Below are 24521 nucleotides of genomic sequence, written 5' to 3'. Positions count from 1 at the left end.
TGTGCGCGCGGCCATGCGTCACTCCCGTGTGGGCGCGCCCGTGTTGGCGGACGCCCTGTCCAACGATACCTGAGGGTCCAGCAATACCTGAGGGTCCACCATGTCGCCAAGCACCGCCATGCCGAAATGCAGGTGCGGCCCGGTAACCCGGCCCGTACTGCCCACCCTGCCGATGACCTGCCCCCGTTCCACCATCTGGCCGGGGGTCACGTCCATGGCGGACAGATGAAAATACATGCTCAGCACTCCCATGCCGTGGTCGATGTACACGGAATTGCCTGCGAAATAATGATTCTCTGCCAGAACCACCCGGCCCGACGCGCAGGCGGCCACCGATTCACCCGCCTCACCGCGCAGGTCCAGCCCGCGATGCGGCGCGCGCGGCTCGCCGTTGAACACCCGGCGCAGGCCGAACAGGCTGGACACGTCGCCCGGCACGGGACGCGTCATGGGCAGCGCCCACAGCCGCTCCGGGGTGCGCAGGGCCAACGCGGCCTTGATGCGGGCGCGTTCCGCCTCGTGGCGTTCCAGCGCGGCCTTGTCCGGGTTGACGTACTTGCCCTCCACGGTCAGGCGCTGCTCCGGATAGGCGGCGCGGACCACGGCGATGGCGCGGGTGACGGCGGGCACTGCCTTGGGCTGCCCGGCTACGCGGGCGCGCAGCGTTTCCGTACCCGGCTTTGCATCCAGCGGCACGGCCAGGATGGCCTGGCCAGTCCAGCGGGCGGGGGCCGAGGCTCCGGCAGTGGCCCCGGTGACAGCGCCAGCAGTAGTGGACGCCACGGGCACGGTGAGAGTCTGGCCGCGCCAGTCCAGCACCACGTCGCCCGGCGCATCCGCCGTTACCGTGACCACAAAGGGCTTGCCGTCGCCGGTGGATTCCGGCGCATCCAGCGACAGCACCGCCGCCTGTGCGGGTGTGGCCGAAGCAACGGGCAGCAGCGCCGGCAGCAGAACCAAGGGAACGGCCAGACACCAGCTAACCGCTGACATCAACAGCAGGCGAGCGACCCCGAGACCACATCGTCCACTATATCCCCCCAACCCGAAAAACAAAAACCGTTGCATCACGAAATATCTCCGGCGTCCCGCTCCGTGGCGCCCTTTCCGGCATTCTCGCCGTTATCGCCGTTTCCCGCAGTGCGGCCAGCATCGGTCGCGCCGCCCGGCTCCAGCATCTCTCCGGGCCGCGCCCCGCGCACGGTCACGTCCACCTCGCCGTCGCGCACCAGCACGGCCAGCGCATCGCCGGGTGCCACCTCAGCCACGCTGCGCAAAAAGCCGCCGTCGGCCCGACGCACCAGGCTGTAGCCACGCTCCAGCGGGCGCAGCGGGTCCAGTGCGTCCAGCCGCAGGGCGTGACGTTCCAACTCATGCTCACGCCCGGTCACCGCACGTTCGCCTGCCCAATGCAGGCGCGCTTCCAGCGCGTCCACGGCGCGTTCACGGCGCTCCCACGTCTCCGGCCCCAGCCTGCGGGCCAAGGCCGCGTCCGCCGCGTCCAGCCGCGCCGCATCGCGCAGCGCCAGCGCATCCCACGCCCGGCCCAGGCGGGCCGCCGCGTCGGCAAAGCGTTCATCCAGCCGGGCCAGCGCCCGTTCCGGCGACAGCCAGGCCAGCCCGCGCACCAGCGCACCCAACTGTTCGTCCAGCCGGGCGAAGCGCCGTTCCATGCCCCGCGTCAGGGCCATTTCCAGTTCGTCCACGCGCTGCGCCAGTTCACGCCGCTCCGGCCACAGCAACTGCGCCGCGTGGGTGGGCGTGGCCGCGCGCACGTCGGCGGTCATGTCGGCCATGGTGTGGTCCACCTCGTGGCCGATGCCCGCCAGCACCGGCAAGGGGCTGCCGAACACCGCAGTGGCCACCCGCTCGTCGTTGAAGGCCCACAGGTCTTCCAGCGAACCGCCGCCGCGAATCAGCACCGCCACCTGCGCCCAGCCCTGCGCGGCCACCTCGGCCAGCGCCGCCGCGATGCGCGGGGGGGCCTCGTCGCCCTGCACCGGCACCGGGTGGATGCGTATCTCGCAGCCCCAGCCGCGCTCGTCCGCCATGCGCAGAAAGTCGCGCACCGCCGCACCGCTGGAAGCCGTGATCACCGCCACCCGCCTGGGATGGCGCGGCAGCGGTCGCTTGCGCGCCGCGTCGAAATATCCCCGCTCGGCAAGGCGGGCCTTCAGCGCCTCGAACTGGGCGTGCAGCCGCCCCAGGCCCGCGTCCTGCGCCATCTCGACCACCAACTGGTACCCGCCGCGCGGCGGGTACACCGTCAGCCGCCCCGCGCACAGCAGTTCCTGCCCGTTGGCCATGGTGCGCGCCAAGCCGGGCCGTGGCCCGTCCTCGAACACCTCGCCGGTCATGGGATCGAAATGTTCCGCGTCGCGCTGGTTGCCCCGGAACCACACGCAGTTCAGCACCGCGTCCTCGTCCTTGAGCGCGAAATAGCAATGCCCCGAGGCCGGGCGCGACAGGTTGCTCACCTGCCCGCGCACCCACACGAAGGGAAATCCGCCCTCAATGGCGGCCCGGATGGCCCGGGTCAATTCACCCACGGTGTAGATGGTGCTCATGGCGCGCGAGGTTTTTTATGCGCCTCCGGCGGGCAGGGGGCGCTGCCCCCTGCACCCCCTTTCGGGTGCGATGGGCCAATTAAAAAATTTGGGGGGGGTGGGGTCCGGGGAGGGAGACCCTTTGCCTCAGCCGTTAGGTAAGCGCAACGCGCGAACCTTACGGATGAGGACCGCAGAGCGTTAAAGGGTCCCCTCCCCGGTAACTCTTCATAGTCTGATAACCTTACAGCCCCCAGCCCGCGCGCACGGCGGCGCGCCAGGTGCGGAAGGCTTCGGCAAAGCCTTCCACGGGCAGTTCGGTCTTTTCGCCGGTGCGGCGGTCCTTGGCTTCCACGATGCCGCGTGCCAGGCCCTTGCCGCCGACCACCAGTTGCAGGGGCATGCCCACGAGGTCGGCGTCCTTGAACTTGACGCCGGGGCGTTCGTCGCGGTCGTCCAGAATGACGTCCACGCCCTGAGCCTTGAGTTCAGCGTAGAATTCCTCGGCCTTGCCAAGGGTTTCGCCGTTCTTGGGGTCCAGACAGCACAACACGGCTTCGAACGGGGCGATGGGCGGCGGGAACACGATGCCGTCGGCGTCGTGGTTCTGCTCGATGCACGAGGCCACCACGCGCGACACGCCGATGCCGTAGCAGCCCATGATCATGACCTTTTCCTTGCCGTCCTCGTCAAGGAAGGTGCACTTCAGGGGTTCGCTGTACTTGGTGCCCAGCTTGAACACGTGGCCCACCTCGATGCCGCGCGTCAGCTCGATGGGCTGGCCGCAACGCGGGCAGGCATCGGCGGGGGTGATCACGCGCAGGTCGGCGTAGCGTTCGACCTTGGCGTCGCGTGGCAGGCTGACGTTGCGCAGGTGGGTGTCGCCCTTGTTGGCCCCGGTGATCCAGCCGTCGGAGGCCAGCAGTTCATGGTCGGCAAAGACGCGTTCCACGTTCAGGCCCACCGGCCCGGCAAAGCCCACGGGCGCGCCGGTAACCTGCTGCACCAGTTCGGGCGCGGCCAGTTCCAGTTCGTCGCACTTCAGCAGGTTCTTCAGCTTCACGTCGTTCAGTTCGCGGTCGCCGCGCACCAGGGCGGCCACGGGCTTGCCGTCGGCCACCAGGATCAGCGTCTTGACCAGCGCGGACTGCGGCACGCCAAGGAACGCGCACACCTCTTCCACGGTGTGCTTGCCGGGGGTGGGCACTTCTTCGATGGCGCCCACGGCGGGCAACGTGGCGGTGCCCCCGGACAGGGGGGGCGCGGCCACCTCGGCGCGTTCCACGTTGGCGGCGTACTGGCAGCCGGTGCAGGCGGCAATGGTGTCCTCGCCGGTATCGGCCAGCACCATGAACTCGTGCGAGAAGCTGCCGCCGATGGAGCCGGAATCCGCCTCCACCGCGCGGAAGCGCAGGCCAAGGCGCTTGAACACCTGCTGATAGGCCTCGTACATGGCCCAGTAGCTCTTGTCGGCCCCTGCCTCGTCACGGTCGAAGGAGTAGGCGTCCTTCATGATGAATTCGCGGCCGCGCATCAGGCCGAAGCGCGGGCGAATCTCGTCGCGGAACTTGGTCTGGATCTGGTACAGGTTGATGGGCAACTGGCGGTACGAGCGCACCTCGCCGCGCACGAGATCGGTGATGACTTCCTCGTGCGTGGGTCCAAGGCAGTAGTCGCGCCCGTTGCGGTCCTGAAAGCGCAGCAGTTCCTTGCCGTAGAATTCCCAGCGGCCCGATTCCTGCCACAGGTCGGCGGGCTGCACCATGGGCATGGAAAGTTCCAGCGCGCCCGCGCGGTTCATTTCCTCGCGCACGATGGCGGCAGTCTTCTCGATGGCCTTCAGGCCGAGCGGCATGTAGATGTAAATGCCCGAGGTAAGCTTGCGGATCATGCCCGCGCGGGTGAGCAGCTTGTGGCTGACCACCTCGGCGTCTGCCGGGGCTTCCTTCAGGGTGGGGATGTAGCAATTGCTCCAGCGCATCAGCTGTCCTTTCTGGCTGCCTTGCGTTCGGCAAGGAACGTATCGAGTTCTTCCATGAAGGCGGCGAGCAGGTTCGCGCCGCCCTTGACTGTTCGTATGATCTCTCCCTTGCGGAAGATGATGCCTTTGTCGCGCCCGCCCGCAATGCCGATGTCGGCCTCGCGCGCCTCGCCGGGGCCGTTCACGGCGCAGCCCATGACGGCCACCTTGAAGTTTTCCGTCTCGCCCGCAAGGCGGCGCTCCACCTCCTGCGCAAGGCTGATCAGGCCGATCTCCGTCCGCCCGCAGGTCGGACAGGAAATGATTTCCGGCCCCCGGTTGCGCAGCCCCAGCGAACGCAGGATTTCCCACGCCACGGGGATTTCCTCCATCGGGTCGCTGGTCAGCGAAACGCGCAGCGTGTCGCCAATGCCCAGCCACAGCAGCACGCCAAGCCCCACGGACGACTTGACCGACCCGCGCATCATGGTGCCCGCCTCTGTCACCCCGATGTGCAGGGGGTAATCGCACCGTTCGGCCAGCATGCGGTAGGCGTCTATGGTGTGCAGCACCGACGAGGACTTGAGCGATATCTTGATGTCGCCGAATCCCCGGTCCTCCAGCATGCGCACATGGCCGAGGGCGCTTTCCACCATGGCTTCGGGCGTCGGCCCGCCAAAGCGTTCCAGCAGGTGCCTTTCCACCGAGCCGGAATTGACCCCCACCCGGATGCACGCGCCGCGCGCGCGGGCCGCATCCACCACGCGGGCCACGTTGGCCTCGCCCCCGATGTTGCCGGGGTTGATGCGCAGGGCATCCACGCCCGCTTCCAGCGCGGCCACGGCCAGGCGATGATCGAAATGGATGTCCGCCACCAGCGGCACGGGCGATGCGGCGCGAATGGGGCCGATGGCCGCAGCCGCCGCCTCGTTCAGCACGGCAAGCCGCACCACCTCGCACCCCACGGCGGACAGCGCGCGGATTTGCGCCACGGTGGCGTCCACGTCGCGGGTGTCGGTGTTGGCCATGCTCTGCACCACCACGGGGTTGTCCCCCCCGATGCGCACGGAGCCGATGCGGACCTCGCGGGTCCGCCTGCGTTCTATGGTCATGAATGGTCCCTGAAAATGGACGGCCCGGCGGCACCCTGGGTGCTCGGAAGGCGCGGGCCGAATTGATGGTTCATACTGCATTTCCCCCTGCTCGCCAAGGGCACGCCAGCCGCCGGGACAGCGCGCCAGACAGGCAGACAGACGGGCAGGCAGGCAGACGGGGGACGGCGGCAAGGGCATGCGGCTGGGGGACGCCAGAAAGCGACAAAAGGCAACCGGCGAACATGCCTGCCAGCCCCGCACCCGGAAGATGAACCGTCACGTTGCACGCCTTTGCGTTGACAGCATACGGACGGAGGGCTACATGGCTCAAATGCAACCGAGTTGCATTTTCAACCCTTCATCCCGTTCCTCCGGAGGCGCCATGAACATCTCCTTTGCCCTTCCGAAAGCCATCCCGACCCGGGTTGCCCGATTCGCCCTGCTCTCCCTGTTCCTGCTGTCCGGCCTGCTTGCCGTGCCCGGTTCCCCCGCCGTTGCGCCCGCCAGCGCCGCTGCCGCCGTGCAGGTGGCGGTCAGCATCCTGCCGCAGAAGTATTTCGTCCAGCGCATCGCGGGTGACCTGGCCGAGGTGACGGTGATGGTGCCCCCCGGCGCAGACCCGCACACCTACGAGCCGAAACCCAGCCAGATGCGCGGGCTGGCGGCTGCCAGACTGTACATGACCATCGGCGTGCCCTTCGAAAAGGCCTGGCTGGACCGCATCACGGCGGCGGGCGGCAAGGACATGACCCTGGTGCGCCTGGAAAAGGGCATCGACCTTTTGCCGGAAGAAGAACACGCCCCGGCAGAAGAACACGCCATGGACGAGGACCATGACCACGACGCAATGCATGACCACGATCATGACGGTGACCATGACGCAGACCACGACCACCATGACGGCGAGGCCGCCGAAGGTCATCACCATCACCACGAAGGCGGCGACCCGCACATCTGGCTGTCTCCCGCGCTGGTGAAGGTGCTGGCCGGTTCCATCAAGGCCGCGCTGGTCAAGGCCGACCCGGCCCATGCCGCCCTGTACCGCGCCAACCACGACGCCTTCGTGCGCGAACTGGACGACCTGGACCTGCATATCAACGGCCTGTTCGAGAACGTGCCCGAAAACCGTCGCCGCTTCATGGTCTTTCACCCGGCGTGGAGCTACTTTGCCCACAACTACAACCTGCGCGAAGTGGCCATAGAGGTGGAGGGACGCGAACCGGGGCCGAAGCAGTTGACCCGCATCGTGGAGTTCGCCAAGAAGGAGAAGATCGAAACCATCTTCGTCCAGCCGCAGTTCTCCAAACGCGGCGCGGAAACCATCGCCCGCAACGTGGGCGCCACGCTCATCGAGGCCGATCCGCTGGCCGAAGACTGGGCCGCCAACATTCGCCGCGTGGCCGAGGCCATGGCCAAAACCCTGAACAAGTAGGCACGCATGCACATGTCCGCCAGTGCGCCCGGCATGCCGGGCGCACCGCATACACCGCACGAACCGGTCATCGCCGTGCGCGACCTGTGCTTCGCCTATGGCGATGAACCGGTGCTGGACCACGTGGACCTTACCGTCGAGCGCGGCGAATTCCTGGCCGTGCTCGGGCCCAACGGCGGCGGCAAGACCACCCTGCTCAAACTGCTGCTGGGCCTGCTGGCCCCGCGTTCCGGCAGCGTCACGCTGTTTGGCGGCGCACCACAGGCTGCGCTGCCGCGCATCGGCTACGTGCCGCAGTATTCCACGGCCCGGCTGGACTTTCCCGTCACCGTGCTGGACGTGGTGCTGATGGGCCTTGCGGGCACCCGGCGCGGCCTGCTGGGCCGCCACTGGTCACGTGATGCCGCGTCCATCGACCGCGCCCGCGAGGCGTTGGACCAGGTGGGCCTTTCCGGCATGGAGCGGCGCATGGTGGGCGAGCTTTCCGGCGGGCAGCGACAGCGGGCCGTGGTGGCGCGCGCCCTGATGGCCCAGCCGGAACTGCTGTTGCTGGACGAGCCCACCGCCTCCATCGACCCGCAGGGCTCGTTCTGCTTCTTCGAATTTCTGGGCACCCTGCGCGGCCCGCACACCCTGGTGGTGGTCAGCCACGACCTGTCCATCGCCACGTCCACCTTCTCCAACGTGGCCTTCGTCAACCGCACCCTGGTGCACAGCCGGGGCGCGGGGCTGACCCCGGACATGCTGAGCATGCTCTATGGCCACCACGAAAAGACCTGCCCCATGGGGGCGTTCATCTCCTCCGTGTCCGGGCTGTTTCCGGTGCTGCCGCGTATGGGCGACATGCCGCCCTCCGCCGCCGCCGCGCCCACCGATTCCACGACCGCCTCCACCTCGCAGACCTCCCCCGCCGCAAAGGACGCCTGATGCTCGACGCGCTCTCCTACGACTTCATGCAGCAGGCCCTGGCCGCATCCTTGCTGGCCAGCATTGCCTGCGGGGTCATCGGCACCCTGGTGGTGGTGAACCGGCTGGTGTTTCTGGCTGGCGGCGTGTCGCACGCGGCCTACGGTGGCGTGGGGCTGGCCTTCCATTACGGCTGGCCGGTGCTGCCCAGCGCCATCGGCTTTTCCGTGGCCTCGTCCATGCTCATGGCCGGGGTGGCGCTGAAGCGGCCCGAAAAGGCGGATACGGCCATCGGCGTGCTGTGGGCGGCGGGCATGGCCTTCGGGATCATCCTCATAGACCTTACCCCCGGCTACAAGGCCGACCTGATGAGCTTTCTGTTCGGGTCCATCCTGGCCGTGCCGGCCACCGACCTGTACCTGATGGCCGCGCTGGATGCCGTACTGCTGGCCGTGGTGGCCCTGTGCCACCAGACCCTGCTGGTGACATCCTTCGACCGCGAATTCGCCGAGGCGCGCGGCCTGCCGGTGCGCACCGCGCACTACCTGGTGGTGGGCATGACGGCGGTGGGCGTGGTGATGCTGATCCGCGTGGTGGGGCTGGTGCTGGTCATGGCCCTGCTGACCATCCCGCCGTTCATCGCGGCGCGCTCGGCCCGCTCGCTGCCCTCCATGATGGCTGCCGCCACCGCGTGGAGCACCGTGTTCTGCGTGGGCGGGCTGGCCCTGGCCTACCGCTGGGACGTGACATCCGGCGCGGCCATCATCGCCGTGGCCTCGGCAGGGTTCATGGCCGTGTCCGGCGCGGGTATGCTGCGCCGCATCATGGCCCGCAAGACCGCCCGACGGGCGCAAGCCAAGGTTGCTTCATGACCAACACCGCGCATCACCACGCCACCGCCCCGCACGCCCCTGCCGAGCCCGACGCCCGCGCCCGGCTGGAACACGCCGGGCTGGAAGCCACCCCCCGCCGCATCGCCGTGCTGGAGGCCCTGGCCGCCCTGCCCCATGCCCCCGCCGCGCAGGAACTGCTGGACGCGGTGCGCCGCACCACCCGCATGGACAAGGTGACCCTGTACCGCACCCTGGACCTGCTGGTGGAAGCGGGCATCCTGCAACGCCACAGCGGGGCCGACGGCGCCTTCCGGCACTGTATGGCCCCGGCGGGGGAAAACGCGCCGCACGGCCATTTCCAGTGCACCCGTTGCGGGGTGATGACCTGCCTGCCCCCGCTGCCCAAGGCGCTGGACGCGGCCACCCTGCTGCCCGCCGGGGTTACCGTGGAGCACGTGGAAGTGCGCCTGGACGGTGTGTGCAGGCGGTGCCGCAGGGACTGATTCCGCTCGATCCGATTCCACTGGGCAACCGTTCCTGACATCCCCCCGCCGCGCGCGGCGCACCCTTCCCTTACCCGCGCCGCCAAACCTTCCTGCCACATTTCCCAACACACGGCGCAAGGGCCGGGCACCCGGAACCATCCGGATGCCCGGCCCTTGCGCCGTCATGCATCTGCATCTTCGCTTCGTTCCGTGACCTCGCCCTTGGTGTCAGGGGTTTTCTCCCCTCGTCGCAGGCGGGCCGTCGGATCATGCACGGGTGCGGGCCAATGCCCGCGTCAGGGCGTCGTGTCTGGCACCACGCCAGCGCGGCACCCCCGCCGCTATTCGTAGGGGTAGGTGTTGCCCGCGAATTCCTTGGCGCGCGGGTTGGGGTAGGCCCCTTCGGCCTTCATGCGCTCGATGGCCTTGGAGCGGTCCACCCAGTGGGTGTGCAGCAGTTGCTCCGCCTTGTGCCCCATGGGGTGCTCAAGGAAGGTCTTGTACAGTTCCTGCACCTGCTTGTTGTCCTGAGAGGCGCGCACCGGGAACCTGGCGTCCGCCCCGTAGACCGCGTTGATGCGGTCCATCATGTAGTCCTTCAGCTGCTTGGTGGCGGCCGCGGCCTTGCCGGTCATGCGGATGCTGATCAGGGCGCCGCCGGTGACGACGCAGGCGGCCTTCAGAAAGCCGCGCCGGGTAAGGTTGACGATCTGCATGGTGGTTCCTCCTATGCCCGGCTGGCGCTGGCCATGGCCAAGCGCTTCTTGAGACCCGCGTACATCTTCGTAACCCGCCGGTCCGCTGCTTCGAGCACGCCGGGCATCACCGGCTGGCCGCCGCCGCACACGCAACCGCCGGGGCAGGCCATGAACTCGATGAAGTGCCACGGGGCCTTGCCCGCCTTCACCAGTTCGCACACGTCATGGAAGCGCTTGGCCCCGTGCACCACGGCCACCTTCACGTCTACGCCGCCCACGTTCACCGTGGCCTCCTTCACGCCCTGCAACCCGCGCACGCCCTTGAAGTCCAGGCTTTCCGGCTTCTTGCCGGTGACGGCCTGGTAGGCGTAGCGCAGGGCCGCTTCCATGACGCCGCCGGTAACGCCGAACAGGGTCGCGCCGCCGGTGGATTCACCCATCAGGGTGTCGCGCTTGCCGTCGGGCAGCTTGGTGAAGTCGATCTTGGCCTTCTTGATCATGTACGCCAGTTCGCGGGTGTCGATGGTGGCGTCGATGTCCTTGTAGCCACTGTCCCACAGCTGCGGGCGCATGCCTTCGTACTTCTTGGCGGTGCAGGGCATGATGGACACGGTGTACACCTTGGAACGGTCGTACTTCATGCGGTCCGCGCCGTAGGTCTTGGCCAGCGTGCCCAGCATGCCGATGGGCGACTTGCACGACGACATGTGCGGGAACAGGTCCGGATACAGCGATTCCACGTACTTGTGCCAGCCGGGGCAGCACGAGGTGAACTGGGGCAGCGGCTTGTCCAGCTTCTTGGTCAGGCGCTGCACGAATTCGGTGCCTTCTTCCCAGATGGTCACGTCGGCGGTGAATTCGTTGTCCCAGCAGTGGTCGAAGCCCAGTTCCTTGAGCGCCGAGAACATCTTGCCGGTGGTCACGGCGCCCACGGGCAGGCCGAAGGCGTCGCCCAGGGCGTAGCGCACGGCGGGCGCGGGCATGGCGATGACCTTGACGTCCTTGGCCTTGATCTGCTTGTCGATCTCGGTCACCCACGACTGCGATTCGTAGATGGCGCCCACGGGGCAGTGGGTCAGACACTGGCCGCAGTTGATGCACAGTTCCTCGTGGGGAATCTTGTGCGCGTCGCCCGTGTCGCCGAAAATGGCGCCCGTGGGGCAGTACTGCTGGCAGGTGTCGCACCCGATGCACTTCGATTCATCGATCTGGATGAAGAAGAGCTTGTCGGGATCCGTCTTGGGGTCCGGAGAATGATCTTCGTAGAAGATCTTCTCCATTTCGATACGGCTCATCTGCACGTCTCCTGTGGTTGTAGGTTGCGATCACGTCGTTGGCACCCGCGACGCCGTCCGAACACCTCCTTGTACCGCGCCGCCTTGTACCGGTCCGACACCGCCCGCCGCCACCGGGGTGGCGTCAGGCGTCCTTCGCCGCCGCGCGGAAGGCGTCCAGCGCCGCCGGGAACGGTCCCAGCGCGCGGGGCAGCACCCCTTGCGTCAGCGAAATGGCCAGCCCGTAATTGGTCATGGGCACCCCCGCCCGCCGCGCCGCGCGCAGCCGGGCCAGCATGTTGCCCCGGTTGATGACGCAGCCGCCGCAATGCACCACCAGCGCATAAGCGGCCATGTCCTCGGAAAGTTCCTTGCCCGCGGCGACGTCGATTTCGATGTCGCCGCCCGCATACTGGCGCAGCCAGCGGGGAATCTTGACCCGACCTATGTCGTCGGCCAGGGGGTGGTGGGTGCAGGCCTCGGCTATCAGCACCCGGTCGCCGGGCCCCAGCCGTTCGATGGCCGCAGCCCCGCGCGCCAGTTCCACCAGGTCGCCCTTCAGCCGGGCCATCAGAATGGAAAAGGTGGTCAGGGGCACGCCGGGCGGGGTATCCGCCGCCGCCTTCAGCACCACCTGCGAGTCGCACACCACAAGGTCCGGCGGCGCGGACAGGCGATCCAGCGCGGCGCGCAGTTCGCGCTCCTTGACCACCAGGCACATCTGGTCGCCGTCCAGCAGGTCGCGGATGGCCTGCACCTGCGGCAGGATCAGCCGCCCCCTGGGCGCGCCGAGGTCGATGGGCGCCACCAGCACCACGAGTCCCCCCGGCGGCACCAGGTCGGACAACATGTGCGGTTGGGCGATGGCGTGTTCCGGGGCCAGCATGGCGATGCGCTCGCGCACGGCGTCCAGCCCCTGGCCCAGCAGGGCCGAGGCCGCCACCACGGGGATGCCGCGCCCGGCAAGCGCATCGCGCACGGTCGGGTACAGCGCCCCGCCGGGCGTGCCGTCCGCAAGGTCCGCCTTGTTGGCCACCACGAAGTACGGCAGCTTGCGCGCGGCAAAGGCCTCCGCCAGCGCCTCCTCGTCGCGGCCCCACGCGCCGTCGGTGACCAGCAGGGCCACGTCGGTGCGGTCCAGCGCGCGCTCCGAGCGTTCGCGGCGCAGCGCGCCCAGCGCCCCCTCGTCGTCGATGCCCGCCGTGTCTATGAACACCACGGGGCCCACCGGGTCGAGCTCCAGCGTCTTTTCCACGGGGTCGGTAGTGGTGCCCGGCGTGTCCGAAACGATGGACGCGCCCTGCCCCACCAGCCCGTTCAGCAGCGACGACTTGCCGACGTTGCGGCGTCCGTAGATGCCGATGTGCAGCCGCAGTCCCCTTGGGGTATCCTGCATGCCCTTGCTCCTTGCGCCGCTGCGGGCACGCGCCCGGCCCGGCGGATGGTGTCCAGCGCGTCGTCCATGTCCACGCGCCGCTTGTGGTCGTAAATGTGGTAGTCCGCCCGGCGGGCTGCGGGGGTGAAGCCCGGCATCAGCACATTGCCGCCCGCGTGCAGACCGGCAAGCTGCCCGTCCTGCGGGGCCAGGGTGGCCAGGGCGGTGGTGGCGGGCAGGTTCAGGCCGGGACGGGCGATGCGCAGCGCGGCCATGCAGCGCAGGGTCAGTTCCACCGGGCCGTGCGCCGCCCCGGCCAGCGGGGTTGCGCTGTTGGGCACGAAAGGACCGGCCCCGCACATGTCCGCCGCCAGTTCGCACACCAGCAGCACGTCGTCGGCCAGCGATTCGGGGCGCTGCCCCGGCACCCCCACGATGAACCCGCTGCCCACCTCGTAGCCCGCGTCGCGCAGGTGGCGCAGGGCCGCAAGCCGCTGGGCCAGCGTCTTGCCGGGATGCAGACGGGCGTACAGGGCGGCGTCCGCCGTCTCGTGCTTCATCAGAAAGCGGTCCGCCCCGGCGGCACGCCACAGGGCGTAATCCCGTGCCGGGCGTTCGCCCACGCTCAGGGTGACGGCAAGACCCAGCCGGGTCTTCACCACCTCCACCATGTCGGCAAGGGCGCGCGGGGCCATGCCGTAATCGTCGCCCGATTGCAGCACCACGGTGTCCGCCCCGGCTGCGGCAGCCTCGCCCGCCGCCGTCAGCACCTCCGGCAGGGTCAGCCGGTAGCGGCGCGCCTGCGCGTTGTCGCGGCGCAGCCCGCAGTACACGCAATTGCGGATGCAATGATTGGAAAATTCCACGATGCCGCGCACGTGCACCACGTCGCCTTTAACTTCGCGGCGAACCGCGTCGGCGCGGGCCGCAAGCTGGTCGAAGGGTGTTTCGAACAGCAGGCCGAGAATCTCGTCGCGGTGCATCATGGCCGTCCCTGCCCGTTGCCGTGGTCGTCGTCGCGGCCATTGCCAGGGGCATTGTCAGGGCTACTGTCCCGACCGTTTCGGAGGACGCCGGAGCGCATCGCCTGCCCTGTCGGCCTTCCCAGCCGGGCCATGGCCTCGGGCGACAGCAGCGCTTCCAGCGCGGCCTCGTCCAGCAGGCCGGTGTGGCGCGCGGCCTCGCGCAGGCCGCAGCCGCGCTCGCGCATGACGCCGACCAGCCGGGTGGCCCCCTCGTAGCCCAGCACCGGCACCAGCGCGGTCACCGTGCCCCACGAATCGTCCACGTGGCGCGCGCAGGCCGCCGCGTCCGCCCGCATGCCTTCCACGCAGCGGGTGCGAAACATGACGCAGGCGCGGGTGAGAATGGAAATGGTGTCCAGCAGCGCATCCGCCACCAGCGGCAGGAACGCGTTCAGTTCCAGTTGCCCGGCCTGCGCGGCCAGGGTCAGGGCCGCGTCGTTGCCCAGGGCGCGCATGGCCGCCTGGGCCACAGCCTCGCAGATCACCGGGTTGACCTTGCCGGGCATCAGGCTGGACCCGGCCTGCACGGCGGGCAGCGCCAGTTCGCCCAGCCCACCGCGCGGGCCGGAGGCCAGCAGCCGCAGGTCGGCGGAAATCTTCAGCAGGTTCACCGCGTGCGCCTTCAGGATGCCGGAAACCTCCACGAACACGTCGGCGTTCTGGGTGGCGTCCACCAGATTCTCGGCACGGGCCAGGCCAAGGCCGGTCACCTCGCGCAGCCGCTCCACCACCAGAAAGATGTAGTCGCGCGGGGCGGTGATGCCCGTGCCCACCGCCGTGCCGCCCAGGTTGACCACGCGCAGCCGCTCCTCGCACTTGAAGATGCGCCAGCGGTCGCGCGAAAGGGCTTCCGCCCAGGCGGAGCATTCCGCCCCCAGGGTCATGGGCACGGCGTCCTGCAACTGCGTACGGCCCAGCTTGACCACCCCGGCGAAGTCGCGTTCGCGGTCCTGAAAGGCGCGTTGCAGCGCGGCCACGGCCCGCTCCAGTTCGCGCAGGCCGCGCATGGCCGCCACCCGCAGCGCCGTGGGAAAGACGTCATTTGTGGACTGGTGCAGGTTGACGTGGTCCAGCGGGTGCGCCAGCCGGTACGCGCCGCGCGTGCCGCCCATGAATTCTTCCGCCCGGTTGGCCAGCACCTCGTTGACGTTCATGTTGGCCGAGGTGCCCGCGCCCCCCTGCAAGGCATCAACCAGCACGTGCGCGCCCAGATCGCCGTGCAGCATCTCGTCGCAGGCGGCGCATACGGCATCGGCCACGCGGGGCTCCAGATGGCCCAGTTCGGCGTTGGCGCGGGCGCAGGCCTTCTTGACCAGGGCAAGCGCCTCCACGAGTCCCGGGTGGAGGCGCCGCCCGGCAACGGCGAAGTTGTCCAGTGCCCGCAGGGTATGGATGCCGTGGTAGGCATCCGCGGGCACGGACATTTCGCCCAGCAGGTCGTGTTCCGCGCGGACGGGTGCGTACGCCGCGCGGTTGCACGTCCCGCAGGTATCCGAGGGCAGGTTGGCGATGCCGATCGTACCGCCCATGCCGGGGATTCCGGCGGTGGACGGCGTCACGGCCGCCCCGTTCGTACCGGACGGCACGAGCGGGACGGAGGGCGCGGAAGGTGCGGACGATCCGGCCACCGTGCCCTGCCCTGCATATGCAACGGGTTCAGCAGAAGACATCCCTGCGCCCTTCCTGCACCTTGCCCAGCATGCGTTCGGCCACGCGGCGGGTACGGTCGTCCATGCAGCCGAGTTCGGCGGCTATGACGCCCTGTCCCACCTCGCGCTCCATGGGGCTGCCGTAGTCGATGAGGTATTCGAGGAAGGTGGACAGTGCGTTGGGGGCGCACTTTTCCTTGATCAGGCCGGGCTTGGCCAGGTCCATGAAGTCCTGCCCGGTGCGGCCCAACCGGTAGCAGGCGGTACAGAACGAGGGGATGTAGCCCATGCGTCCGATGTCGGCCACGACCTCGGAAAGACTGCGGTGGTCGCCGAGCTGGAACTGGCTGGATTCGAACTTTTCCGCCTCGGTGTAGCCGCCGGGGTTGGTGCGGCTGCCCGCCGATATCTGCGACACGCCAAGGGCCAGGGTGGCGTGGCGCACCTCTGCGTTCTCTCGCGTGGACATGATCAGCCCGGTGTAGGGCACGGCCAGCCGCAGGATGGCCACCAGCTTGCGGAATTCGTCGTCGGTCACGGCCTGCGGCGGACAGCTGGCCATCTCGGAACCCACGGCGGGCTCGATGCGCGGCACGCTGATGGTGTGGCAGCCCACGCCGAAGCGGTCTTCCAGATGGCGGATGTGGCTCATCAGCGCCAGGGTGTCGAACCGCCAGTCGGCCAGCCCGTACAGCACGCCCAGGCCCACGTCGTCGATGCCCGCGCGCATGGCACGGTCCATGGCCGAGGCGCGCCAGTCGAAGTCGCGCTTCAGGCCGCCCACATGCACGCGGGTGTAGGTGGGCCGATGGTAGGTTTCCTGGAACAGCTGGTAGGTGCCGATGCCGCGTTCCTTCAGCCGGGTGAAGTCTTCCACCGTCAGCGGGGCCACGTTGACGTTGACCCGCCGGATCTCGCCGCTTTCCTCATGCACCGAGTACACCGCGTCGATGGCCTTCAGCACGTACTCGAAGCCCTCGCCGGGGTACGATTCGCCCGCCACCAGCAGCACCCGCTTGTGGCCCTGGCGCACCAGCACGCGGGTTTCCGCGGCCACCTCGTCCATGGACAGGGCACGGCGGTCCAGATCCCTGTTGGTGGCGCGAAACGCACAGTACAGACATTCGTTGGCGCACAGGTTGGAGATGTACAGCGGCGCGAACATGACCAGCCGGTTGCCGTAAATCTCTTCCTTGACCCGGCGGGCCGTGTCGAACAGTTCATCGACAAGGCCGGGGCTTTGCACGTGCATCAGCGCGGCCACGTCGTCGTGGTCCAGCCCTTCCAGTTCGCGGGCCTTGGCCAGCACCTCGCGGATCTTGCCCGCGTCCTCGGTGGTGTTGCGGGCCAGCGTGTCCGCGATGAAGCCGTCGTCAAGCCACGAAACGTCCCTGTCGGCATCCGTTGCCTTGCCCATGGTCCTGCTCCTTCCACGGTATGGCGGCGCGGCTCATGCCGCGTCGGTAAGCAGAAGCGTCTTGATGCGCACGCCGGGGATGGCCCCCAGCCTGCCCGTCATCGCCCCCAGTTCGTCGGTGGTGCCGTCCACGATCAGCGAAATGACGCCCACTCCGCGCTCCCGGTACGGCACCCCCATGCGTCCGATGACCAGCGAACCGAACTCGCTGATCACGGCATTGACCTTGTCCGCGCAGGCCTCGCGGTTGCTGACCAGCAGCGCCACCACGCCCACGCGCTTGCATTGTCCGTTGGCTTGCATCCCCACCCGGTCTCCCCAGGCTCGCCGGTCATGCCAGCCGCACCAATTTCGCCGGTCCCCATCCCGCCATCCGCCCGATACTGCCCGATACGGCATGGCAGGGCACGGCCCGGAATGCCTGACATGGCAGGGCAGAGAGCCAGACGGTGCACGGCGCACCGGATGGCATGCCACCGCCACGCGGGCTGCGTAATCCCGCAACAACCGCGAGCCTGCACGCGAAGCCGCCCTGTCCGTCGCACACCAGCGTGCGTCGCACGTTACGACCTGCGTGTTATGTTTTTTATTGCGATTACCCTCATGTGTTACCTATGTCAATTTCGTGCTACATTTTTCGTGTACGTTGCCTATCATGAAAATAGATTTCATCAATGGCGACATTCCGGGTTGTGTCATCAAACAATACACCGGCGTGGGCAATGTTGCGTGCACCACCACCTGCCGCTGGCGCATGCCGCAAACATTGCCCCCTTCGCACACCCCCTTGCCGTCGCCCGCTTGCGACATGCCGATGAACACCCCGACCGTGCGGATTGCAACCTCAAGCTTTTCGTGTTTCCGCCGATAGGACGAGCAACGAAGCATCCCGAGGGAAGCGCCAGGACCATTGCCGGTCAACGCTCCTTCCCATGGCATGCAGCGCGCGGCCCGGCGCCGCGCGGATACCCCCGGAGGCAACCCATGTCCCGTGAATCCCGCGTACCCCGCGAGTCACATATTCCGCAGAAGACCCCCGCCAAGGGGCAGGACAAGACGGCAGGCACGGGCGTTGCGGCGCTGGCCCGCACGGGTATCGTCCTGACCGGGCTGGCCCTTGCCGCCCTGCCCCTGCTGCCCCCCGGCGGTACATCCGCCGGGGCCGAGATGCGCCAGTCGCAGGGCGTCCCGCCGCAGCCATCCTCCATGGCGCCCCATCCGCCGCGTCTCGGCGCTGACCCCGGCGCCCCGCTGGAGGCCAGGGAATCGGGCGAGGCCAACGTGAACGGGCAAACCATGCCCCTGTCCACGGTGGTCACCCACGACAACGGCTTCATGGTGCCCGACAATCAGGGCGGCATGTTCTGGAGCAAGGGCGCGCCGCGCCCCCAGGCGGACCCCAACTACATGGAAGCCCGCGAACTGAAGCTGAAGGTGCGTGAACTGGTGGACCAGTTGCTGGCCACCGTGCCCAACGACGCGCTGATGGGGTACATTGCCCTGCCAACGTCGTTTGTGAATCAGGACGACTTTGACGAATCGTCGTCGCTTGGCCGCTACATTGCGGAACAACTGTTCTACGAATTCAACCAGCGCGGTTTTCCCGTGCGCGAATACCGCCTGCCCGGCACCCTGCGCCCGCGCGAGGGCGAAGGCGAATTCCTGCTGTCGCGCAACGTGGGCGTGCTGCCCGCGCGCGAAGGCTGGGCCGTGTTCGTGGCGGGCACCTACTACCGCGACAAGTACAGCGTGTTCATCAACGCACGGCTGATCCGCGCGGCGGACGGCCTGGTGCTGCGCACGGCGGAACTGGTGACACCCGCCAACGGGCTGCTGGGCCGCATGCTGGCCAACACCGGGCGCAAGTTGACGGGCGGTTCCATGAACATCGGCGATTTCGACCGGACTACCCGGAAATAGCCGTGAGGGCACCCATCATGCGCATCCCTGCCATACTTCTGCTGCTGGCCAGCCTTGCCCTGCCCGCCCTTGGCGGATGCGGCAGGCAGGTGGCCTCCGTACCGGACAGCGACGAGGCCCTATACAACTGGCATCAGGGCCGCACCTATCAGGCTCAGGGCCGCTACGAACTGGCCCGCGAACACTACCTGCTGGCGCTGGCCGCCGCGCGCTCGGACGATGTGCGCGACGCCCTGGCCCGCGAAGTGGACGTGGTGGACCGCCAGATAAAGACGCTGCGCTGACGCGGCGATTCCGGAGCATCCCATGAAGCGCATACTCGCCCTGCTCGTGCTGACCATAGGCCTGCTGCTGCCCCTGGCGGCGGCCGCCGCCAGCGTGCCCGAAGCCGCCGACGCCATGGCTGCGGCCATGGACGTGCAGATGGCCCGCAAACTGGGGCAGGAAGCCCCGCCCGCCAAGGGCATCAGCATCATGGTCACCACCCCGGTGGACCTTGGCGACCTGGAAGGCGCCAACGGGCTGGCCCGCCAGATGGCCGAGGAAATGTCCCGCTGGTTCGTGCAGGCGGGCTACCGGGTGCAGGAAATCCGCAAGGGCCGCACCATCCTGTTCCAGCCGGAAACGGGCGAACTGCTGCTGACCCGCAAGACGGAACTGCTGGGCACCCAGAACGTGGCCAGCGTGGCCATTCTGGCGGGCACCTACACCATCACCCCCAAGGCCGTGCGCTTCAACATGCGGCTCATCCACACCCCCACCAACGAGGTGCTGGCCATGGGCACGGCCACGGTGCCGGTTTCCGAGGAACTGCGCCCACTGCTGGTGGACGCCTCGCGCATTGGCCCCATCCGGCCCAGCGTGGGCACCAGCCTGCGCTGACCTACAAATTCCGACGCCCAGCCCTGCGCGCCAGCAGGGCCAGGGCCCGGGCACCACGCCCAGGATACGGACCGCCCCGCCCTGCCGTTCAGGACGGGGCGGCTCCTATTTGACGCACCGAAATCCTCCCCTCTCCCCAGCATCACTTCGCAAACAAAGAGCCCCCGTCGCGTTTCCGCGACGGGGGTTCACCAAGCCAATTGAAAAGTTTGGGGGGGAGGGGTCCGGGGAGGGAGACCCTTTTCAAAGGGTCCCCTCCCCGGCGCTCTCACATTCATTTCGCCTAGTGCGCGGTGGGCACGGGCGGGGTCACGTCGCAGCCCGCGCCTTCGCGCAGGGTGCGGAAGAGCGGCAGGCCTTCGGCGCGTCCGGAGAAGATGGCTTCGGCCTCGCTTTCGAGGGCCAGGGGCAGCACTTCGTCCACGTGATCCACGAAGGTGATGGTCAGGTCCTTGAGGATTTCGTCGGGGACGTCCTTGAGGTCCTTCTTGTTGTCGCGCGGCACGAGCACCTTGGTGATCAGGCCCCGGTGGGCGGCCAGCAGCTTCTCGCGCAGGCCGCCGATGGGCAGCACGCGACCGCGCAGGGTGATCTCGCCGGTCATGGCCACGTCGTTGCGCACGGGTATGCCAAGCAGCGCGGAGACCAGCGAGGTGGCCAGGGTGATGCCGGCGGAGGGGCCGTCCTTGGGGGTGGCGCCTTCGGGCACGTGCACATGGATGTCGATGTCCTTGTGGAAGTCGCTGCGCAGGCCGAACATGTTGGACCGCGAGCGCACATAGGACAGGGCGGCCTTGGCCGATTCGGTCATGACGTCGCCGAGCTTGCCGGTGATGACCACCTTGCCGGTGCCGGGCATGAGGGCGGTTTCCACCATCAGCAGTTCGCCGCCAAGTTCGGTCCAGGCAAGGCCGGTGGTCACGCCAACCTGCGCGTTGGCCTCGCGCTCGCCATAGCGGAACTTCTTCACGCCCAGCAACTGGGACAGGTTCTGCCGGGTGACGGTGACCGTCTTGTCCAGGTCATCGGCCTCGACGATCTGCATGGCCACCTTGCGGCATATCCCCGCCAGTTCGCGCTCGAGGTTACGCACCCCCGCCTCGCGGGTGTAGGTGCGGATCATCTCCAGCACGGCGTTGTCCGACATCTTCAGGTTCTCGGGCTTGATGCCGTGCGCCTCGATCTGCTTGGGCAGCAGGAATTCGCGCGCGATGCGGCGCTTTTCCGTTTCGAGGTAGCCGGGCAGCCGGATGATTTCCATGCGGTCCTGCAACGGCAGGGGGATGGAATGCAGGCTGTTGGCCGTGGTGATGAAGAACACCTGCGACAGGTCGTAGTCCATGTCCAGGTAGTGGTCGTTGAAGGTGTTGTTCTGCTCGGGGTCCAGCACTTCCAGCAGGGCGGCGGAAGGGTCGCCCCGGAAGTCCATGCTCATCTTGTCGATTTCGTCCAGGCAGAACAGGGGGTTGTTGAACTTCACCCGCTTCAGCGACTGGATGATCTTGCCGGGCAACGCACCCACGTAGGTGCGCCGGTGACCGCGGATTTCGGCCTCGTCGCGCACGCCGCCCAGGGACAGGCGCACGAACTCGCGGCCCGTGGCCTTGGCCACGGACTTGGCCAGCGAGGTCTTGCCCACGCCGGGGGGGCCGACCAGGCACAGGATGGGGCCCTTCAGGCGGTTCACCAGCTTCTGGACTGCCAGATACTCAAGGATGCGTTCCTTGGGCTTTTCCAGGCCGTAGTGATCGGCGTCGAGAACCGTGCGGGCCTTCTCGATGTCGATCTCGGTTTCCTTCAGGGTGTTCCACGGCAGGTCGAGAATCCAGTCCACGTAGTTGCGCACCACGGTGTACTCTGCGGACGAAGGCGGCATCTGGCGCAGCTTCTTCATCTCGCGCAGGGCCTTCTCGCGCGCCTCGTCGGGCATGTTCTTTTCCGCCAGGCGCTGTTCAAGCTCGTTGACCTCGGCCTGGGGGTCTTCCTCGCGACCCATTTCCTTGTGGATGGCCTTGATCTGCTCGTTCAGGTAGTACTCGCGCTGGTTGCGCTCCATCTGGTTCTTGACGCGGTTCTTGATGCGCTTTTCCATGGACGAGATGGCAATCTCGCCCTGGAGCAGCTCGTACACCTTTTCAAGGCGCACCACCGGGTCTTCCAGTTCCAGCACTTCCTGCTTCTTGCGGTAGTCCACCTTCAGGTGGGGCATCACCGCGTCGGCGAGACGGCCCGCCGTGTTGATGGCGGTGATGGCAAGCAGGGTTTCCTGCGCCAGCTTCTTGTTGATCTTGCTGTATTCCTCCAGCGCTTCCTGCGTGGCGCGCACCAAAGCCTCGGACTCTGCGGTCAGGGCGTCGGATTCGCGCAGGGGCAGGATGGAGGCGCGGGGAAAGTCGCCCTCGCCTTCTTCGCCAAGGGCTTCCCAGCGGGCACGGTACAGGCCTTCGAACAGCACCTTGATGGTGCCGTCGGGCAGGCGCAGCAGTTGCAGTATCTTGCTGACGGTGCCGACCTCGAACAGGTCTTCGCCGCCGGGCTTTTCCACTTCGGGCTCGCGCTGGGCCACCAGGAATATCTTCTTGCCGTAATCGGAGATGGCGTTCTCGATGGCCCGTATGGACGCCTCGCGCCCCACGAACAGGGGCACGATGGAGCGCGGGAACATCACCACCTCGCGCAGCGACATCAGCGGCAGGTCCAGAACGGGACGGGCCTTTTCGCCATCAACGTCGAAATCGCTCATTCATTCCTCCAGAACGGCGGCAAGGGCCGCCGGGTGCCCGCGCGCCGGAAGGGGGCGCGGGAGCCCCGCGTGCGAGACGGGGCGCAATGCTCACAAACTAGTGTCCCGATTCCCGTTGTCAACGCATCCACCGCAGGGGCACCGTGGGAATCGTCATGGTATCTTGGGGGATACCATGCGGAAATCCACCGCTGGCGCCATGCCGGATGCCCCGTGCACGGGCGCCCCCCGTAAAAGTTCCCACCGGATATGGAGGAAGGGGAGCGGAGGCAGCCTACGGAAGGCCGATGAGGCCCCCCCCCGCAGGCGCGTGGGGCGAAACCATAACGGCGCGGCCCTTGCGGACCGCGCCGTTGCATTCACTAGGAGCCGGTCTTGGCCTCGGTGTGGTAGATCATCACCGGTTCGCGGCTTTTCTCCACCACGGCGCGGTTGATGACGCACTCCTTGATGTCCTGCTGCGAGGGCAGCTTGTACATGATGTCGAGCATCACCGATTCCATGACGTTGCGCAGGCCGCGCGCGCCGGTCTTGCGCTCGATGGCCTGGCTGGCGATGCTCTTCAGCGCGTTGGCGGTGAAGCGCAGGCTCACCTTGTCCAGTTCGAACAGCTTCTGGTACTGGCGCACCAGCGCGTTCTTGGGCTCGGTGAGGATGCGCACCAGGTCGTCCTCGCTCAGTTCCTCCACGTGGGTCACCACGGGGATACGACCCACGAATTCGGGAATCAGGCCGAACTTCACGAGGTCGTTGGGATGCACCTGGCCCAGCAGTTCGCCAAAGGGCAGATCCTTGCGGGTGGCGACCTTGGCGCCGAAGCCCATGGCCCCGCCGCCGATGCGCTGCCCGATCAGCTTGTCCAGCCCGATGAACGCCCCGCCAAGGATGAACAGGATGTTCGAGGTGTCCATCCTGATGAATTCCTGCTGCGGGTGCTTGCGCCCGCCCTTGGGCGGGATGTTGGCCTCGGTGCCTTCGATGATCTTCAGGAGGGCCTGCTGCACCCCTTCGCCCGACACGTCGCGGGTGATGGAGGGACCGTCGCCCTTGCGGGAGATCTTGTCGATTTCATCGATGTAGATGATGCCCTTGGACGCCGCCTCGATGTCGTAGTCGGCATTCTGGAGCAGCTGGACGAGGATGTTTTCCACGTCTTCGCCCACGTAGCCGGCTTCGGTCAGGGTGGTGGCGTCGGCAATGGCGAAGGGCACCTTCAGCACGCGGGCCAGGGTCTTGGCCAGCAGGGTCTTGCCGCTGCCGGAAGGACCGATGAGCAGGATGTTGCTCTTTTCCAGTTCCACCTCGCCGCCGAGGGCGCTGGCGAAAAAGACCCGCTTGTAGTGGTTGTGCACCGCCACGGACAGGATCTTCTTGGCCTGGTGCTGGCCGATCACGTACTCGTCGAGCTTGGCCTTGATCTCGGCGGGAGTGAGCAGCTTGCCCTCTTCCACCGTTTCGGTGATGTGCTCCTGCGCGATGATCTCGTTGCAGAGCGAGACGCATTCGTCGCAGATGTAGACGCCGGGCCCGGCAATGAGGCGCTGCACGGCGTCCTGCCCCTTGCCGCAGAAGGAACAACGCAGCTCGCGTTCCGAGCCGCCCTTGGTATTGGCCATGATGTACCTACTTCGCTTGGTTCTGCGTGGCATCCCGCCGCGAGGTGAGGATGCTGTCGATAATGCCGTATTCCTTGGCCTCGGCGGGTCCCATGAAGTAATCACGCTCGGTGTCGTCGGCAACCCGTTCCACGGGCTGGCCGGTGTGGCGGGCCATGATTTCGTTCAGGTTGGCCTTCATGCGCAGCACTTCGCGGGCATGAATGTCGATGTCGCTGGCCTGCCCGGAGAAGCCGCCCGAGGGCTGGTGGATCATGATGCGGCTGTTGGGCAGCGCGTGGCGCATGCCGGGGGCTCCGGCGGCCAGCAGCAGCGCGCCCATGCTGGCGGCCTGGCCCAGGCACAGGGTGGCCACGGGCGAGGTGATGTACTGCATGGTGTCGTAGATGGCCATGCCCGCCGTCACCGCGCCGCCCGGCGAGTTGATGTACAGGTAGATTTCCTTCTCGGGGTTTTCCGATTCGAGGAACAGCAGCTGCGCGCAGATGAGCGAGGCGATCTGGTCGTCGATGGGGGTGCCGAGCAGGATGATGCGGTCCTTCAGCAGGCGCGAATAGATGTCGTAGGCGCGTTCGGAACGGCCCGAGGTCTCGATGACTATGGGAACTGGCATGTGCCTCTCCTGCGTGTATCGGCGTGAACTGCCGCGTGCTGCCGCGTGCTGCC

General features: G+C 67.5%; 20 protein-coding genes and 1 pseudogene. 7 read left to right on the top strand and 14 right to left on the bottom strand.

The window, feature by feature from the left end:
• Positions 1 to 18: 18 nt before the first annotated feature.
• The 4 genes from DESTE_RS00880 to ispG all read right to left on the bottom strand — a co-directional run bounded on the left by DESTE_RS00880 (position 19) and on the right by ispG (position 5618).
• Positions 19 to 960, bottom strand: a complete 942-nt coding sequence (locus DESTE_RS00880) for a M23 family metallopeptidase (protein WP_245590676.1) — start codon at positions 958 to 960, stop codon at positions 19 to 21.
• Positions 961 to 1067: 107 nt separating this feature from the next.
• The gene (xseA, locus tag DESTE_RS00875) at positions 1068 to 2567 is read right to left on the bottom strand and encodes an exodeoxyribonuclease VII large subunit (RefSeq protein WP_035064019.1); all 1500 of its coding nucleotides are present in this window, start codon (positions 2565 to 2567) and stop codon (positions 1068 to 1070) included.
• Positions 2568 to 2790: 223 nt separating this feature from the next.
• Positions 2791 to 4527: a proline--tRNA ligase gene (locus tag DESTE_RS00870; protein WP_035064018.1), complete on the bottom strand. Its 1737-nt coding sequence runs from the start codon at positions 4525 to 4527 to the stop codon at positions 2791 to 2793.
• Positions 4527 to 5618: a flavodoxin-dependent (E)-4-hydroxy-3-methylbut-2-enyl-diphosphate synthase gene (gene ispG, locus DESTE_RS00865; RefSeq protein ID WP_035064016.1), complete on the bottom strand. Its 1092-nt coding sequence runs from the start codon at positions 5616 to 5618 to the stop codon at positions 4527 to 4529. The genes DESTE_RS00870 and ispG overlap by 1 nt, the downstream gene beginning before the upstream one ends.
• A 364-nt stretch (positions 5619 to 5982) precedes the next feature.
• On the opposite strand from ispG, the gene DESTE_RS00860 reads away from it, so the two are divergent.
• From DESTE_RS00860 to DESTE_RS00845, 4 genes are read left to right on the top strand one after another with little or no spacing between them, the layout of a single operon-like run.
• Positions 5983 to 7032 (top strand): metal ABC transporter solute-binding protein, Zn/Mn family, encoded by a 1050-nt coding sequence (locus DESTE_RS00860; RefSeq protein WP_035064015.1) that lies wholly within the window; start codon positions 5983 to 5985, stop codon positions 7030 to 7032.
• 6 nt (positions 7033 to 7038) lie between these two features.
• On the top strand, positions 7039 to 7959 hold the full coding sequence (locus tag DESTE_RS00855; RefSeq protein ID WP_084559297.1) for a metal ABC transporter ATP-binding protein: 921 nt from the start codon (positions 7039 to 7041) through the stop codon (positions 7957 to 7959).
• Positions 7959 to 8810 (top strand): metal ABC transporter permease, encoded by an 852-nt coding sequence (locus DESTE_RS00850; RefSeq protein ID WP_035064014.1) that lies wholly within the window; start codon positions 7959 to 7961, stop codon positions 8808 to 8810. The genes DESTE_RS00855 and DESTE_RS00850 overlap by 1 nt, the downstream gene beginning before the upstream one ends.
• Positions 8807 to 9274 (top strand): Fur family transcriptional regulator, encoded by a 468-nt coding sequence (locus DESTE_RS00845; protein ID WP_084559296.1) that lies wholly within the window; start codon positions 8807 to 8809, stop codon positions 9272 to 9274. Before DESTE_RS00850 ends, DESTE_RS00845 begins: the two co-directional genes overlap by 4 nt.
• A gap of 323 nt (positions 9275 to 9597) precedes the next feature.
• On the opposite strand, the gene DESTE_RS00840 is transcribed toward DESTE_RS00845, so the two are convergent.
• From DESTE_RS00840 to DESTE_RS00810, 7 genes are all read right to left on the bottom strand, one after another.
• Positions 9598 to 9972, bottom strand: coding sequence for an iron hydrogenase small subunit (locus tag DESTE_RS00840; RefSeq protein ID WP_035064012.1), 375 nt, complete (start codon positions 9970 to 9972; stop codon positions 9598 to 9600).
• An 11-nt stretch (positions 9973 to 9983) separates the two neighbouring features.
• On the bottom strand, positions 9984 to 11249 hold the full coding sequence (locus tag DESTE_RS00835) for a [FeFe] hydrogenase, group A (protein ID WP_035064009.1): 1266 nt from the start codon (positions 11247 to 11249) through the stop codon (positions 9984 to 9986).
• 124 nt (positions 11250 to 11373) lie between these two features.
• On the bottom strand, positions 11374 to 12624 hold the full coding sequence (hydF, locus tag DESTE_RS00830; protein WP_035064007.1) for a [FeFe] hydrogenase H-cluster maturation GTPase HydF: 1251 nt from the start codon (positions 12622 to 12624) through the stop codon (positions 11374 to 11376).
• Complete coding sequence (gene hydE / locus DESTE_RS00825; RefSeq protein WP_245590675.1) at positions 12546 to 13589, bottom strand: [FeFe] hydrogenase H-cluster radical SAM maturase HydE; 1044 nt, start codon at positions 13587 to 13589, stop codon at positions 12546 to 12548. Before hydE ends, hydF begins: the two co-directional genes overlap by 79 nt.
• Positions 13586 to 15157, bottom strand: a complete 1572-nt coding sequence (locus tag DESTE_RS00820; protein ID WP_084559294.1) for an aspartate ammonia-lyase — start codon at positions 15155 to 15157, stop codon at positions 13586 to 13588. The genes hydE and DESTE_RS00820 overlap by 4 nt, the downstream gene beginning before the upstream one ends.
• Positions 15158 to 15284: 127 nt before the next feature.
• The gene (hydG, locus tag DESTE_RS00815) at positions 15285 to 16694 is read right to left on the bottom strand and encodes a [FeFe] hydrogenase H-cluster radical SAM maturase HydG (RefSeq protein ID WP_035064005.1); all 1410 of its coding nucleotides are present in this window, start codon (positions 16692 to 16694) and stop codon (positions 15285 to 15287) included.
• A 33-nt stretch (positions 16695 to 16727) separates the two neighbouring features.
• Positions 16728 to 16997, bottom strand: coding sequence for a TM1266 family iron-only hydrogenase system putative regulator (locus DESTE_RS00810; protein WP_035064003.1), 270 nt, complete (start codon positions 16995 to 16997; stop codon positions 16728 to 16730).
• A 681-nt stretch (positions 16998 to 17678) separates the two neighbouring features.
• On the opposite strand from DESTE_RS00810, the gene DESTE_RS00805 reads away from it, so the two are divergent.
• From DESTE_RS00805 to DESTE_RS00795, 3 genes are read left to right on the top strand one after another with little or no spacing between them, the layout of a single operon-like run.
• The gene (locus tag DESTE_RS00805; RefSeq protein WP_035064000.1) at positions 17679 to 18614 is read left to right on the top strand and encodes a FlgO family outer membrane protein; all 936 of its coding nucleotides are present in this window, start codon (positions 17679 to 17681) and stop codon (positions 18612 to 18614) included.
• A 2-nt stretch (positions 18615 to 18616) separates the two neighbouring features.
• On the top strand, positions 18617 to 18898 hold the full coding sequence (locus DESTE_RS00800; protein ID WP_245590674.1) for a YfgM family protein: 282 nt from the start codon (positions 18617 to 18619) through the stop codon (positions 18896 to 18898).
• Positions 18899 to 18920: 22 nt separating this feature from the next.
• On the top strand, positions 18921 to 19496 hold the full coding sequence (locus DESTE_RS00795; protein WP_035063998.1) for a FlgO family outer membrane protein: 576 nt from the start codon (positions 18921 to 18923) through the stop codon (positions 19494 to 19496).
• 283 nt (positions 19497 to 19779) lie between these two features.
• Here the strand turns inward: DESTE_RS00795 and lon are convergent, their stop codons facing one another.
• The 3 genes and pseudogenes from lon to clpP form a co-directional block, all read right to left on the bottom strand.
• Positions 19780 to 22239 (bottom strand): endopeptidase La, encoded by a 2460-nt coding sequence (lon, locus tag DESTE_RS00790; RefSeq protein WP_035063995.1) that lies wholly within the window; start codon positions 22237 to 22239, stop codon positions 19780 to 19782.
• Between the two features lie 362 nt (positions 22240 to 22601).
• Complete coding sequence (gene clpX / locus DESTE_RS00785; protein WP_035063993.1) at positions 22602 to 23855, bottom strand: ATP-dependent Clp protease ATP-binding subunit ClpX; 1254 nt, start codon at positions 23853 to 23855, stop codon at positions 22602 to 22604.
• Positions 23856 to 23862: 7 nt separating this feature from the next.
• Positions 23863 to 24471, bottom strand: a pseudogene (clpP, locus tag DESTE_RS00780) (ATP-dependent Clp endopeptidase proteolytic subunit ClpP); the annotation flags it as partial.
• Positions 24472 to 24521 lie beyond the last annotated feature (50 nt).

This window comes from Nitratidesulfovibrio termitidis HI1 (assembly GCF_000504305.1).
GTDB lineage: Bacteria > Desulfobacterota > Desulfovibrionia > Desulfovibrionales > Desulfovibrionaceae > Cupidesulfovibrio > Cupidesulfovibrio termitidis.
This window is presented reverse-complemented; position numbering and strand designations above follow the sequence as displayed.